Source organism: Allocoleopsis sp. (assembly GCF_036703385.1).
Lineage (GTDB): Bacteria > Cyanobacteriota > Cyanobacteriia > Cyanobacteriales > Coleofasciculaceae > Allocoleopsis.
This window is the reverse complement of the sequence record NZ_DATNPA010000349.1, coordinates 1-13,286: the sequence shown is the minus strand read 5'-3', so window position 1 is coordinate 13,286 and position 13,286 is coordinate 1. Positions and strand designations below refer to the sequence as shown.

The 13,286-nt window shown below is 46.9% G+C and carries 15 protein-coding genes, 1 tRNA gene and 1 pseudogene; 10 read left to right on the top strand and 7 right to left on the bottom strand.

Annotated features, from left to right (window positions below; genetic code table 11):
• Both V6C93_RS17390 and V6C93_RS17385 read right to left on the bottom strand, forming a co-directional pair.
• Positions 1–260: pseudogene (locus tag V6C93_RS17390) on the bottom strand (serine/threonine protein kinase); the annotation flags it as partial.
• Between the two features lie 731 nt (positions 261–991).
• On the bottom strand, positions 992–1,609 hold the full coding sequence (locus tag V6C93_RS17385) for a L,D-transpeptidase (RefSeq protein WP_333477931.1): 618 nt from the start codon (positions 1,607–1,609) through the stop codon (positions 992–994).
• 228 nt (positions 1,610–1,837) lie between these two features.
• Here V6C93_RS17385 and V6C93_RS17380 point away from each other — a divergent pair, with 228 nt between their 5' ends.
• From V6C93_RS17380 to minE, 7 genes are all read left to right on the top strand, one after another.
• Positions 1,838–2,185: a hypothetical protein gene (locus tag V6C93_RS17380; RefSeq protein ID WP_333477930.1), complete on the top strand. Its 348-nt coding sequence runs from the start codon at positions 1,838–1,840 to the stop codon at positions 2,183–2,185.
• 454 nt (positions 2,186–2,639) lie between these two features.
• Entirely contained in the window at positions 2,640–2,885 is a 246-nt protein-coding gene (locus V6C93_RS17375) for an HNH endonuclease (protein ID WP_333477929.1), read from the top strand.
• A gap of 87 nt (positions 2,886–2,972) precedes the next feature.
• A complete protein-coding gene (locus V6C93_RS17370; RefSeq protein WP_333477928.1) occupies positions 2,973–4,310 on the top strand; it encodes a four-carbon acid sugar kinase family protein in 1,338 nt (445 codons plus the stop codon).
• Positions 4,311–4,761: 451 nt separating this feature from the next.
• Positions 4,762–5,265, top strand: coding sequence for a pentapeptide repeat-containing protein (locus V6C93_RS17365; RefSeq protein WP_333477927.1), 504 nt, complete (start codon positions 4,762–4,764; stop codon positions 5,263–5,265).
• Positions 5,266–5,497: 232 nt separating this feature from the next.
• Positions 5,498–6,319, top strand: a complete 822-nt coding sequence (gene minC, locus V6C93_RS17360) for a septum site-determining protein MinC (RefSeq protein WP_333477926.1) — start codon at positions 5,498–5,500, stop codon at positions 6,317–6,319.
• Positions 6,316–7,113: a septum site-determining protein MinD gene (gene minD / locus V6C93_RS17355; protein ID WP_333477925.1), complete on the top strand. Its 798-nt coding sequence runs from the start codon at positions 6,316–6,318 to the stop codon at positions 7,111–7,113. Before minC ends, minD begins: the two co-directional genes overlap by 4 nt.
• A 139-nt stretch (positions 7,114–7,252) precedes the next feature.
• Complete coding sequence (gene minE, locus V6C93_RS17350; protein WP_333477924.1) at positions 7,253–7,543, top strand: cell division topological specificity factor MinE; 291 nt, start codon at positions 7,253–7,255, stop codon at positions 7,541–7,543.
• Positions 7,544–7,936: 393 nt separating this feature from the next.
• On the opposite strand, the gene V6C93_RS17345 is transcribed toward minE, so the two are convergent.
• The 3 genes from V6C93_RS17345 to hisF all read right to left on the bottom strand — a co-directional run bounded on the left by V6C93_RS17345 (position 7,937) and on the right by hisF (position 9,181).
• Positions 7,937–8,009 (bottom strand) — tRNA-Ala (locus V6C93_RS17345).
• A 68-nt stretch (positions 8,010–8,077) separates the two neighbouring features.
• The gene (locus V6C93_RS17340) at positions 8,078–8,290 is read right to left on the bottom strand and encodes a hypothetical protein (RefSeq protein ID WP_333477923.1); all 213 of its coding nucleotides are present in this window, start codon (positions 8,288–8,290) and stop codon (positions 8,078–8,080) included.
• A 120-nt stretch (positions 8,291–8,410) separates the two neighbouring features.
• The gene (gene hisF, locus V6C93_RS17335; protein WP_333477922.1) at positions 8,411–9,181 is read right to left on the bottom strand and encodes an imidazole glycerol phosphate synthase subunit HisF; all 771 of its coding nucleotides are present in this window, start codon (positions 9,179–9,181) and stop codon (positions 8,411–8,413) included.
• Between the two features lie 94 nt (positions 9,182–9,275).
• Between hisF and ruvB the strand changes: the two genes are divergently transcribed.
• Together ruvB and V6C93_RS17325 are read left to right on the top strand one after the other, a co-directional pair.
• Entirely contained in the window at positions 9,276–10,379 is a 1,104-nt protein-coding gene (ruvB, locus tag V6C93_RS17330) for a Holliday junction branch migration DNA helicase RuvB (protein WP_333477921.1), read from the top strand.
• A gap of 183 nt (positions 10,380–10,562) precedes the next feature.
• A complete protein-coding gene (locus tag V6C93_RS17325) occupies positions 10,563–11,387 on the top strand; it encodes a tetratricopeptide repeat protein (RefSeq protein ID WP_333477920.1) in 825 nt (274 codons plus the stop codon).
• A gap of 264 nt (positions 11,388–11,651) precedes the next feature.
• On the opposite strand, the gene V6C93_RS17320 is transcribed toward V6C93_RS17325, so the two are convergent.
• Positions 11,652–11,915, bottom strand: coding sequence for a hypothetical protein (locus tag V6C93_RS17320; RefSeq protein ID WP_333477919.1), 264 nt, complete (start codon positions 11,913–11,915; stop codon positions 11,652–11,654).
• Between the two features lie 499 nt (positions 11,916–12,414).
• Between V6C93_RS17320 and V6C93_RS17315 the strand changes: the two genes are divergently transcribed.
• Positions 12,415–12,666 (top strand): hypothetical protein, encoded by a 252-nt coding sequence (locus V6C93_RS17315; protein ID WP_333477918.1) that lies wholly within the window; start codon positions 12,415–12,417, stop codon positions 12,664–12,666.
• A 156-nt stretch (positions 12,667–12,822) separates the two neighbouring features.
• Here the strand turns inward: V6C93_RS17315 and V6C93_RS17310 are convergent.
• Positions 12,823–13,286, bottom strand: a 464-nt coding sequence (locus tag V6C93_RS17310) for an HAD-IA family hydrolase (RefSeq protein ID WP_333477917.1), incomplete at its 5' end; no start/stop codon positions are given.

The window sequence follows — 13,286 nt, the reverse complement described above, 5'->3', positions numbered from 1 at the left end:
AGCCGAGGAATCTGGTCGTGGTCGCCCAGCCTGTAGAGGACTCTCGCTTCTATATCGAAGAGGCGTCTTGCCGTTTCAAAACTGGCTGCATCACTAACCTGAGGCTTGAGCTGTTTGACAACACATTGGGGATGATCTGGTAAATGCAGGTCTTGGGCTAGAAAGGTTTGACCGAACCCACCCGCTCCTAGCTCACTAATAATTCTGTAGCGTCCGCCTAGGGGTCGATCTGGGTTTGTCTGTTTAAATAGAGTTTTCATCTGTCTTCCCCCGTGGAGACCCCCATTATAATCAGCGCGGATATATCGAACCGAAGGTGAGTAGCTTGGTGGCGGGTAGTTTACACTTCAATTCTTCTACTCTAAGCCAGCCAAAATTAAGCGAGTAAAGCGTTTTCGATACTCACAAGACTTACAACCGCTGACAGAGTTTCAGGTATCGGTTATCTGACTTAATATATACACCCGCTTAGCTTTGAGACGTTGAAATGTAGCAATTAGATGCCAACCCGTGTTTTTAGTTTAGGCTACATGCGTCGAAAAATTGAAGCGATCGCTCTTTGGGAGTACATATTATCCGAGGGGTAGAAGACAACTCAAACTTGACCCAAATAATGGGATTCAAGCCCCGTCCTTCCAGGACGGCTTTTGGTATAATGTTTTTGGTTGAAATTCCCACCTCATCTTGCAGCGATATACCAGCTCATAGGCTGTGAAACCGGGCCTGAGACAGTAAGAGGAAAAGAACCATTCGGGCAACGGACGATCCGACCTGAAGGCACTAAAAAAAACTAAATATTTTGTTCATCAACTTTAATCGCGGGCGGGCAGTCCGAGATTTAAAACGGACGTGGAGATTGTGTAAGACTTGTCTGCAAGCAACGATCCGTGAAGCGTCAACCCCATTCAGCGACCGTTCTCCTATTCGTAGGTTTCGGCGTGGTGAGGAATCGTCGTCCTTCCAGGACGGCGAGGATGTCAATAGAGTTTTCTTAAGGGTTCACTGTAACAGGTGTACCTAGTTTGACTTGCTCGTACAAGGCAACGATATCTCGATTCCGCATCCGGATGCAGCCGTGAGAAACCGCCTGCCCCACTAAGTTTTCGGCAGAAGTACCATGAAAACCAATCGAGTTGCGTCCATCCGTCCAAAAACCGATCCACCTTAAGCCTAGGGGATTATTCGGCCCGTCCAGGATGACCTTGCCCGTCCAAGGCTCTTCCCAGACTGGATTGCGCTGTTTATCCATTACTTTATAGTTACCGGTGGGCGTCTCCCATCCCGCTTTGCCCACGGCGATCGGGTAAGTGACTTTCAATTTCTTATTCTTATACACATAGACTCGGCGATCGCGCAGCTTAATCACTAAGTGAGTACCCTTCGTCAGACTTTTTGGATTGATCGCCTGAGAGGGACGCTTAACCGATGGCTTTTTCACAGGAGGCTGCTTAGAAGCCGGCTGTGGGTGCTGAGGTTGACGTTGGCTGATTGCCGTCGTGCTTTTTGCAGGGTTGTGTGTCGTTGTTGGGGACTGACAACTGACTAGGAAACTCACGAAACTCAAGCCGAGCAGCATTAAGCCTGTTACTTGAAATTTACTTCTGGGCATCCTTCATTAATTTGTGGCAAAAAAATATTTAAAAAATGATTGCTCTATCGCCAAAGCATAACCCATGTTCCAGAATTATATTATTTGTTTCCGGATGATTTTAAAAGTTAGCAGTACTAATAATACATAGATTTTATCCAAATATTATTTTACAGGAAAAGTCTTGCCAACCCAAATTGTTGTTGTTAGGTTGGTGTCGAGTTATCGAATCGGAAAAGTGAGGAGAGCGTGAGGATTCAGACAAGAGCATTATTCACAGGCATGATGCTGCCAATGTTGATTTCGGCAGTCTCAGCCTATCCAGCGAGCGCTATCAATTTAGATGCGCAAAAGTCGCCTACATTCTTGCTAAGTCAAGCAACACAAGCAGGAGAACTTGCCGGGTCTATCAATAGTATTAGTGGTCAAACAGTAGAGTTTGCCCAGTCTAACGGTCAAACTAGAAACATTACCATTAGTCGGCGAGTCATCAATCGGCTGGGTCTGAGAGCTGGCTCTCGGATTGCGGTAAGGCTGAATTCGCGGGGTGTAGCAACATCCGTCAGAGTACTCAGACCGATAAGAGCGCTTGGATAGTATCACTCACAACGTGGCGGGGAATCTCATTGCTTGATGAAATGGGAGAACCCGTCGCCTCGTTTATTAGTTAGTCTGTTTATTTTTCTTTAATGAATTAAAAATATAGATAAACCTCATGAGAGGTAGAGTTTGTTGGGTTAAATTCTCCATATATAGGGGTTCTCAATGGGAGCATGTCAGGTTTGCACACGGGACGCAGGAGAGGGATGAAGGTGGAGAGTATGTTAGCGGACAATGTATGCTAACAATCCCTTAATCTTTTTGATGTCTCGTCGCTTCTTCCACTAAATCCGACAATTCCAGTTCCAGAGTATGAAGGGCTTGTTCTAACAGATTCTACAGATGTAGTCAGTGGACAGGTAATTTAGTCCACGGTTGGCGATACTCGTACAGAACTAGACTATATCACTCATGTGCAATAAACCATCGCCACTGACCCAGGTGCCTGCAAATGGCACTTAATTATGGACTGCTTAAACTCAGACGTGCCAGTTTCACAAGTATTGCTGATCTCAAAACCCGTATTCTTGAATTCATTGACTATTTCAACGGTGAAGAGTTACACATTCATCATCGAATCCCTCGGTCACAAGGAGGTAAAGACACGTATAAAAACTTAGAATACCTCTATGATCTACTGCCACCAGCAAACTCACAACCTGACAGCCAAGTGATTTTTGGAAGCCGGATGCGGTGAAAGTCCCCCTTTTTAAGGGGGATGTAGGGGGCTCTTCCAGGTAAAACTCAATATGGATGGAAATTCTTACTCACTCTTCTATAAAAAATGACCACAAACCCTAAAATTATTGTTCTGGATGATGACCCCACTGGTTCCCAAACCGTCCACAGTTGCCTACTGCTGATGCGCTGGGATGTCGAAACCTTACGGCTGGGACTCCGGGATGACTCACCCATCTTTTTTGTCCTCACCAACACCAGGGCACTCACCCCAGAACAAGCGGCAGACGTAACCAGAGAAGTCTGCCATAACCTCAAAATCGCCTTAGATGCCGAAGGAATAGAGGATTTCCTGGTTGTCAGTCGTTCAGACTCCACGCTGCGGGGGCATTATCCCGTAGAAACCGATGTAATTGCCGAAGAAGTTGGGCCATTTGACGCTCATTTCCTAGTCCCTGCCTTCTTTGAAGGAGGACGTGTCACCCGCGAGAGCATCCATTACCTGATCATTGATGGCGTCCCCACCCCCGTACACGAAACTGAATTTGCCAAAGATTCCGTGTTTGGCTATCACCACAGCTATTTGCCGGATTATGTAGAAGAGAAAACTAAAGGTCGTATTAAGGCTGAGGCTGTTGAGCGATTTTTGCTGGAAGATATCCGCAAGGGGAGCTTAGAGCGCCTCCAGAACCTAACTTCTAATCAATGTTGTGTTGTCGATGGGGAGACTCAAACCGATTTAGACCAGTTTGCAGCCGATATTTTAACCGCTGCTGCACAGGGTAAACGCTTCCTATTTCGCAGTGCTGCCAGCATCTTAACCTCGCTGGCAAGTCTTCAACCACAGCCAGTCGCCGCCGCTGATATGGCTCAATATGTGCGCCAGGGAAAACCCGGTGCTGTGATTGTGGGTTCTCACGTTAAAAAGACAACCCAACAGTTAGAGCGACTCCTGCAAGCGCCGGGAGTGGTGGGTGTCGAGGTGGATGTGTCGCATTTATTGGATGAGTCCCAAACGCAACGGGGTGAACTGTTGTCAAAAATGTGCGATCGCATCCAAGAGATTCACTCTGCCGGAAAGACACCAGTCGTTTACACCAGTCGCCAAGAACTCACCTTTAAGGATGTGCAAACACGGCTAGAGTTTGGAGTAGCGGTTTCAGCCTTATTAATGGATATCGTGCGCGGATTGCCGACCGATATTGGCTTTTTAATTAGTAAGGGAGGCATTACCTCCAATGATGTCTTGAGTACAGGTTTGGCTTTAAGGTCAGCACGACTACTAGGTCAAATTATCCCAGGTTGCTCGGTTGTACGCACACCCATTGACCATCCTCAATTTCCCAACTTACCCGTGGTACTATTCCCCGGAAATGTAGGGGATGCTAACGCCTTAGCGACGACTTACCAACGGTTGAGTCAGGTAGGAACAAATTCACCCTAACGGTATGCGATCGCCCATCGTTTCCTGCAAAAAGGCAGAGGCTAGAGCATTGGAGATTTATCTATACTAGAAGATAAGGGCACGATTAAATCGTGCCCCAAAAATTAATTGTGCTATACTTACTTTTTTCCACTCAGAGATTGCCTATTGCACATTGGTTCTCAGTCTCCAACGCCAACCTCCTAGTCCCCTTCGGTTACCGATATCCTGATTGTCGGGAAGGGCTTATTTGAATTTGGACGCTTGAATTGATTTGGGTTAGCGGACTGTAGGGAACAGTTCGAGACTGTGATATGCATCACATTGAGAAATTAATTCAATCACAAATTCTTGAATACTATATCACGTTTTAAACGGATATAGTTCAATCTCTATTGATGATTTCCCTCAACAGAAAACGGAAAGAAAAGTCTGAGCATTAAATCTATAAATTACTTGGGAATATAAAGATATGAAATTCTCTGAACGTACCACTGATTACAAACCCCAACCTCTCACCTCTAATGCAAAGAGGCAACTTTTAGAGAAGCTGAAGTCGATTAAAATCCCGCTTGATGAATTGCTGAAGCAGTACGCGGCAGGAGAACGTGATTTTCGGGGTGTCATCCTGAGCGAACAAATCCTGATAGATGTAGACTTAAGCCGAGCCAACTTGAGTGAGGCAATGCTGCATAAAACCGTGTTAGAGGGTGCTAACCTAACCCGAGCAAATCTATCCAGGGCAGACTTAAGTAGAGCCAATTTGCGAGGGGCAGAGTTGAATGAGGCTAACCTAGTGAAGGCGAACCTGCGAGAGGCAAATCTGCGAGGAGCGGATTTAAGTGGAGCCGATTTGAGAGGAGCCGATTTGACTGGCGCTGATTTAGGTGGGGCAATATTGCCGGATGGTTCGATCCTGTTAACAAGTCAACCATCGAGTCGTGTGATTTCTCCCTATACGCGATCGCAATCGTGAATTATTCTCAAGTCAGCGCCCCTTACAGCCGTTTTCAGTTGTATGAACCCCAATCATTAGACCTAATCCCCAGACAATCAAAGCCGTTCTCAAGAGTAGGAGAGAGGTTTGCCTTTAGTCTATTCATTGGAAAGTCGCTCTAAACTTGGCAGGTTCTCGACCGAAGCCTGCTCTTAAGGTACGATGTCGTTTAGTTTAGTCGGACTCATCCGACGTAAGACCCTGTTGTTGCATGACTTCTGATTCGGCCCAACAATTACCTATATCAACAGTTTCCGAAAGTGACTCAATGATACCAACAGTTTCCCCAAACGACCCGATAGTGGATTTTGACTCCCAAGTCCGCTTGAAACGGGATGGGGAACGACTACAGTTAATCTTGCCACCGGAATCAGAAATGCCCGGTGCCGCCAATTGGTTTGATCTATGGCAGCAACTCAAGCAGCGCCTGAATGGCGGTGAGCGCTTTTGGCAGGAAAACACCCCTGTGCATCTGATGGCTCAAGACCAATTGTTGGATGCCCTGAAGCTACAGGCGATCGCAGATGCTCTGTTGGAACTCCAGCTTCAGCTTCAGCGAGTCTACACGACGCGACGACAAACCGCTGTAGCGGCGGCTACGGCTGGTTACTCAGTGGAACAACAACCGCCCACCTATTCTCTTCAAGCCCAGGCTGCTGAACCGACCGAATTGCTCACAGAACCCCTATACTTGCAATTAACAGTGCGATCGGGTGTTGAGATTCGTCATCCAGGCACTATTGTTATATTAGGGGACCTCAATCCGGGCGGCGCAGTAATCGCAGCAGGAGATATCTTCATCTGGGGGCGTCTGAGAGGAGTGGCTCATGCCGGAGCTAATGGCAATCGAGCGTGCCGGATCATGGCACTCCAGATGGAACCAACCCAATTACGGATTGCGGATGCTGTAGCAAGGGCACCAGGGACGCTACCGGAGCAGTTTTATCCGGAAGTGGCTTATGTGACCTCAGAAGGAATTCGCATAGCCAGAGCTACTGATTTTGCTAAGACCCACTTGTTGTTGAATTCATGAGCCGTATTATTGTCATCACCTCTGGCAAAGGAGGGGTGGGTAAAACTACTGTAACTGCTAACTTAGGGATGGCGATCGCTCGCTGTGGTCGTACTGTTGCCCTGGTGGATGCGGATTTTGGACTGCGAAATTTAGATTTGCTGTTAGGGCTGGAAAATCGGGTCGTTTATACTGCCATTGATGTTCTAGCCGGTCAATGCCGTTTAGAACAGGCTTTGGTAAAGGACAAGCGGCAGGAGGGAGTTGTTCTGCTCCCGGCAGCTCAAAGCCGGATGCAGGAATCCGTGACGCCCGCTCAAATGAAAAAGCTCCTGAGCTTGTTAGCTGCGAAGTATCAGTACATTTTGGTAGATTGTCCGGCGGGGATTGAATCGGGGTTTCAAAATGCGATCGCGGCTGCCTCAGAAGCCTTGATTGTCACAACACCAGAAATTGCCGCTGTGCGGGATGCTGACCGCGTTGTCGGCTTACTGGAAGCCCAAGGCATCAAGAAAATTCACCTGATTGTCAATCGCCTAAAACCTGCAATGGTGCAAGCGGATCAAATGATGTCGGTACAGGATGTGCAAGAAATTCTGGCTGTCCCTTTAATCGGCATCATCCCCGACGATGAACGGGTGATCATTTCCAGCAACCGGGGCGAACCCTTAGTCTTAGGGGAACATGTTTCCCTGCCTGGAATTGCCATGAACAACATTGCAAGGCGTTTAGAAGGGGAAAAGATTCCCTTTCTCGACTTGATGGCAGAACACGATAACCTCATCAGCCGTATCCGCCGCCTATTTCGCGGTTAAACGTTGAGCTTTGCAGGGGCGGCGTCACCATTACCCGCCCTAAGTTCTGAAATTTAAACAACTTCATATACAACCCCCAACAGTTACTCTTCTACCTTCTCCACCTCTATAATGCAGATTCACTCCTCCTACAAGCCCCATGATTAGCGAACTTCTAGAACGACTCTTCCCCTGGACTGGTGCCAGTAACAGTCGGGCGGAAGTTAAACGCCGCCTCCAACTCGTCATCGCCCACGATCGCGCCGACCTCACTCCTAAAATGATTGAGAAGATGCGCAATGAAATCTTGGAAGTGGTCTCTCGCTATGTCGAAATTGATACCGAGGGACTAGAAATTTCTTTAGAGAGTAATCAAAGAGTAACGGCCTTAATTGCCAATCTCCCCATCCGGCGGGTGAAGGAGGAGCCGCCAGTGCCTTCAGCGGAGTAGGGATTAGGCGGAATATGGCTCAAATGAGTTGAACATAAGACATCAATAATATCGGTTCGTAGTCGGCACTTCAGTGCCAGAAGCGCTAAAGCGCTTACTACAAACGCTTAAATCAGTGCCATTCGACTTAAAAACTTATCCTGGCTCACCAACCAACCCTTGTGCAGGGGGTCTGGGGGAGGCACTCCGTCCCCCAGTGGGGGGTTTGGGGGGAAACCCCCCAATCTGGGTTTTTTTCATCAAGAACGACTACTTCTTGCGTAAGTCAGGGCTATTCCCCTGAAGTCAGTGACATTCCACTTAACCCGGATTGGATCTGACGGATAGAACTGAAAACCACTAACAAGCGACAGTCTTGTTAAAAAACGGTCGCTTCTTCGTTAATTCTATTCATGGAGCTAAGCGGATTCGAACCGCTGACCCCCTCAATGCCATTGAGGTGCTCTACCAACTGAGCTATAACCCCGTGCTGCGTATCCTACGATAGCTCGATAATTCCGCTTCGTCAAGTCCTAGGGGCGCAACGTGCGTTTTTCAATAAAGCAGGCTGGAGGATTGAGCCATGTGGGTTAGATAGCCAACATAGCTCCCCATCAAGAAATAAACCACTAACATCGCGGCAGCTGACATGGCGACCAGAGTGCCAGCTAACATAAGAGAGAACTCTTGAGTGTCGAAGGCTTCCTGCATTAGGTGCAGTGACCAAGCCACTAAAGCGACATCAAGTATTAAAATAAAAATCAACATAAATTACGAAATGTAACAGCATCCACTATTCTAGCAGCCGCTTTGAGGGCTGCACAGATTACAGTGGTGTGACACGGTATAACAAAATTTAACCATCCCGAACAATGGGATAAATTCGTATTACGTTAATCGCACAGGGACGTGCTGTGATTCCAGATAGGTTTTGATTTCTGATACAGTGAGTTGCCCGTAATGCAGCAGAGAGGCTAATAGCGCGGCTTCAGCTTTCCCTGCGGTGAGTGCTTCATGAATGTGAGCACAAGTCCCTGCGCCGCCGGACGCTATAACAGGAATTTGCACTTGTTCGGCAATGGTGCGTGTCAGTTCTAAATCATACCCCGCTTGGGTTCCATCTGCGTCCATGCTAGTCACGAGGAGTTCGCCAGCACCGCGTTGCTCCACTTCTTTAGCCCATAAGATGGCGTCTTTCCCTGTGTTTTCTCGTCCACCTCGGACGTAGACATCCCAGCCTGGATTATTGGGGTCTTGACGGCGTCGCGCATCAATGGCAACCACGATACACTGATTTCCGAAGCGATCGCTAGCTTGGTTAACAAAGTCTGGATTACGCACAGCGGAGGAATTAATGCTGACTTTATCCGCCCCAGCCCTTAACAATAGTTTAATCATTTCTAAGGATTGAATCCCTCCGCCCACTGTCAAGGGGATAAATACCTGTTCTGCGGTGCGATAGACTACATCGATGATAATCTCCCGGTCTTCATGGGTAGCGGTGATATCGAGAAACACCAGTTCATCGGCTCCTGCCTCGTTATAAGCTTGAGCTAACTCTACTGGATCGCCTGCGTCTTTTAAATCCACGAAGTTAACACCTTTAACAACCCGTCCGGCTTTCACATCTAAGCAAGGTAAGATTCGTTTAGCTAGCATGGCTTGAGTGTCCTTAGCGATTCAGTTAGTAGTCCTCCATGCTCTCATCATTCTCTGGCTTAGAGGAAGCTCACTCAGAACGAATGGCTTAATTATGGCGATAACCTCCTTTAAACAACAGTCTCAAGAACCAGATCGGCAACCTCAGTCCAGCAAAAAATCCAAGGGTAAGGGTCGCCGTAACAATTTCCGGAAACCTGAGACAGAAGACCCAGACCTTTTGCTGGCAACGGCAATGGCGGATGAAACGGGAAACCAGGAAGAAGGTATCCGACCGCAACGGTTGGCTGACTACATTGGGCAAAAAGAATTAAAGAGTGTTTTGGAAATTGCGATTCAAGCAGCAAAAGGGAGAAACGAGGCATTAGATCACCTCTTGTTGTATGGCCCGCCCGGATTAGGGAAAACCACCATGTCGCTGATTTTGGCGACAGAGATGGGGGTGAATTGCAAAATTACGGCAGCACCGGCCTTAGAGCGTCCGCGAGACATTATGGGCATCCTGTGCAGCCTTAAAGAAGGAGATATCTTATTTATTGACGAAATCCATCGAATGTCGAGGATGACCGAGGAATTGCTGTATCCGGCAATGGAGGACTATCGCTTAGATATTACTATTGGTAAGGGTCAAACGGCTAAGACTCGCAGTATCCCTTTGCCGAAGTTTACGTTAGTAGGAGCAACAACGCGGGTTGGGTCGCTCACTTCACCCTTGCGCGATCGCTTTGGCTTGATTCAACGCCTGCGCTTCTATGAAACTGATGAACTTACTTTAATTGTAAAAAGAACCGCCGAGGTTCTCAAAGTATCTGTGACTGAAGAGGGTGCAGAAGAAATAGCCCGTCGTTCTCGTGGAACCCCCCGAATTGCTAACCGACTTTTAAAGCGGGTGCGAGATTATTCTCAGGTCAATAAAGTTTCACCCATTAACAAAGAGTTTGCCGCAGAAGCGCTAGAAGTGTTTAATGTAGACCCGATGGGTTTAGATTGGACAGATCGGCTCGTACTGAGTGTGATGATTGAACAATTCAATGGGGGGCCTGTGGGTTTGGAGGCTGTGGCATCGGCAACAGGAGAAGATGCTCAAACGATTGAGGAAGTTTATGAGCCTTATCTTTTACAGATTGGTTATGTACACCGGACTCCTCGTGGTCGCGTTGCTACAGTAGCGGCTCGAAAGCATTTGGGCTTGGAGTAGAAGCTGATTCAATTTTAGATTTTGGATTTTGGATTTATGCCATCGCTAAAGTTAGCCGCTTGTACCAAAAATCGTATTTAATCCAAAATCGGGCGGTAAACTGTCAGTGGTTTTCTCTGGACTCCTAACTCAGAGTGACAACTCAATGCAATTTGATATAAGAAGAAAGGAAAAAGCATTCTAATGATTCGCTGGTTTTTGAGAGTTCTGAGTGTACTGCTTGTTGTCGTGATTGCGGGTTTAGTGATGGTATCGCCAGTGATGGCGCAGGAGGTACAGGCATCTGATTTGACTGAAGTTCAGGTGCAGCAATTCAATGAACTCAGGCAGCAAGCGTTTGCTGCTACAGATAAAGGTGACTTTCCCACGGCTGAAGGGTATTGGACTCAGCTAATTGAGCTTTTGCCAGATAATCCCGTCGGTTGGAGCAACCGAGGAAATTCTAGGGTGAGTCAGAATAAGTTAAAAGAGGCGATCGCAGATTTCAATCAATCGATCAAGTTGGCTCCCAATGCACCCGACCCCTATCTGAATCGTGGCACAGCCTACGAAGGGTTGGGAAAGTGGGAAGAAGCGATCGCAGATTACCAGCGAGTACTGGAACTCGACCCTCTTGATGCAATGGCTTACAACAACTTGGGGAATGCCAAAGCCGGACAGGGCAAATGGGAAGAAGCGATCGCAGGCTATCAAAAAGCGGCAGATTTAGCACCCAATTTTGCCTTTGCTCGTGCTAACTACGCCCTCGCCCTCTATCAAACGGGTCAGAAACAAGAAGCCCTTCGCACCCTACGCAATATTATCCGCAAATACCCCCAATTTCCTGATGTACGAGCTGCACTAACCGCCGCCTTGTGGGAGGAAGGAAAACGGGGTGAAGCCGAGAGCAATTGGGCGGCAGTTGTTGGTCTCGACCGTCGCTATAAAGACTTAGAGTGGGTCAAAACGATTCGTCGTTGGCCTCCGGTGATGGTTGCAGCCTTGGAGAAGTTCTTAACCTTGAGATAACGGCAAGGAGTCGGGAGAGTGGAGGAAGATTAATGGTTGGATTCTCCCTCTGACCAAAAAAGGCAGAAGGCAGAAGGGATTTATCCCAAGCCGTCATTCACGAGCCATCTAGCGACTGACAGGGAACTCTTGGTACAAGCCCCCTGTGAGCTTTGCTCACTGGCTCCCGTTCAAGAGGGGCTTGAATCTCATAAAAGAATAGAACCTTCTGCCTTCTGCCTTCCTTCTTCTGCCTTCTTCAATCACGTCCGATTCATAAGATGATTATTCATCTATAACCTGTAATCTTCCTCGGCGCACCGAGTGCAACAGCCGATTAATTAAAATTTCCTCTTCTTGACACAGCGAATTGTTTAAAATTGCTGTCATTAACACACAGCGATCTTTAAGGGTTAGCTGGCCTCTTTGAATAACCTGAGAGAATAACTGCGCGATCGTTGATTCAATGAAGTAAACCTGGCACAAAATAGGAATCCTCACTAAGATTAGCATCAAGGCGAAGTAAATTTTTTTAACGTTTCTTCTCATACCCTGAAGATTAGTGAACAAAATTGAATGAGAACTCGATGAATTTACAGAAAATGATAAGGCGAATTCAACGAGACACTGACAGAAGAGTCTCTTGTTTTATATACTCTTTAATTATTTGAGTTCTGTAAAAACTTATGATTGTAAACAATCATCAAGACAAAATCCTTAAAAATAGAGATAAAGGGCGGCTATTTTAACAATATGCTTAAGTTTTTCAACAATTACTTAAAAAACTCTAAATAGAGAATTTTCCAGTTTGTTATACGTATAAGTATAATTTATGAGTACTTCGGATTTTAATCGGCACTAGCTTGCCCCTAACTTTAAAAAACGAACCCATCAAAACCCTCAGTCTCAATCCATGCGTAAAACTTAGTAGACTTTATTAGGTGAGAGACAAGATTGGCTCCCAAAAAACATCTATCTCTGAGAAGATAAAAACTAAATACTAAAATGGTATTTTGCTTTACACCAAACGGAACTTAAGCACTAAGTTATGTTATCAAGGCAAGGGGAACTCAACTACAAAGACAGCACTAGCTCATGTAGGCTTCCAGAGTTGTTTGCTAAAGTGATTCATACTCACGAAATCAGCTTCGCTGATTGGTATGAGTTGATGACGGCTCCTTTGGATCAGGCCTTCACACAAGAGGATGAAGATTTACTGACTCGGCTAATTTACGCTGTGCGGCAAGGATGGGTAAAGATAGTGGATAAAGTCTACATGGGACACGGGGATGAATTCTAGGTATGACCCACTCGTAAAGTAGACCAGCTTGGCAGAAATAACCTATCAGTCTGATCAGGGGACAAGGATGAGTAAGTTTAGATAGAGTTCTTGTTGAACTGGTAAGCCACTTTCGCCGCGAAGGTCTAGGAAGATTTTATCTTTAAGCTTGATATTTCAGTCGTTGAGTATCAGTTGCTGAATTCGCTCTGGAGTCAATTGCTGAACATTACTTAAAACAACAGCCGCACCCGCTTCTTGAAGAGCCTGTTCATAAGCCTGACAGCGTTCGGGTACGGCTTGAACGTGAGGGGGCAAAATCCCAACAGCGATCCAAGTCCGTTCAGGGTATCGGGCTCTAGCTTTCTGGATCGTGTACATATCGGCAACAGTGTCTCCGGCATAAAGAATAGGCGTTTCCAGCGCAATTGGGTTTTGCTGTTCTAGTTGCCCTATCGTTGCCAAGAGACCCGTCGGGTCTGGTTTGCCTGGAGCATCCTCCATCGCAATAAGTACTGGCTTTTGGAGACCAAGACGTCTTGTGAGTGCATATTGCGCTTCACTTCTGGGTGCACCGCTAAAAAAGCCCCAGGGAATGCCAGCGATTGTTAAACGTTCTAGATAGCTGGGTTCTAAGAGTA

Bases quoted from the DNA above. Each gene is read 5' to 3' on its own strand.
- V6C93_RS17385 (WP_333477931.1), bottom strand. From the start codon at position 1,609: ATGCCCAGAAGTAAATTTCAAGTAACAGGCTTAATGCTGCTCGGCTTG.
- V6C93_RS17375 (WP_333477929.1), top strand. From the start codon at position 2,640: ATGGCACTTAATTATGGACTGCTTAAACTCAGACGTGCCAGTTTCACA.
- V6C93_RS17370 (WP_333477928.1), top strand. From the start codon at position 2,973: ATGACCACAAACCCTAAAATTATTGTTCTGGATGATGACCCCACTGGT.
- V6C93_RS17365 (WP_333477927.1), top strand. From the start codon at position 4,762: ATGAAATTCTCTGAACGTACCACTGATTACAAACCCCAACCTCTCACC.
- minC (WP_333477926.1), top strand. From the start codon at position 5,498: ATGACTTCTGATTCGGCCCAACAATTACCTATATCAACAGTTTCCGAA.
- minD (WP_333477925.1), top strand. From the start codon at position 6,316: ATGAGCCGTATTATTGTCATCACCTCTGGCAAAGGAGGGGTGGGTAAA.
- minE (WP_333477924.1), top strand. From the start codon at position 7,253: ATGATTAGCGAACTTCTAGAACGACTCTTCCCCTGGACTGGTGCCAGT.
- V6C93_RS17340 (WP_333477923.1), bottom strand. From the start codon at position 8,290: ATGTTGATTTTTATTTTAATACTTGATGTCGCTTTAGTGGCTTGGTCA.
- hisF (WP_333477922.1), bottom strand. From the start codon at position 9,181: ATGCTAGCTAAACGAATCTTACCTTGCTTAGATGTGAAAGCCGGACGG.
- ruvB (WP_333477921.1), top strand. From the start codon at position 9,276: ATGGCGATAACCTCCTTTAAACAACAGTCTCAAGAACCAGATCGGCAA.
- V6C93_RS17325 (WP_333477920.1), top strand. From the start codon at position 10,563: ATGATTCGCTGGTTTTTGAGAGTTCTGAGTGTACTGCTTGTTGTCGTG.
- V6C93_RS17320 (WP_333477919.1), bottom strand. From the start codon at position 11,915: ATGAGAAGAAACGTTAAAAAAATTTACTTCGCCTTGATGCTAATCTTA.
- V6C93_RS17315 (WP_333477918.1), top strand. From the start codon at position 12,415: ATGTTATCAAGGCAAGGGGAACTCAACTACAAAGACAGCACTAGCTCA.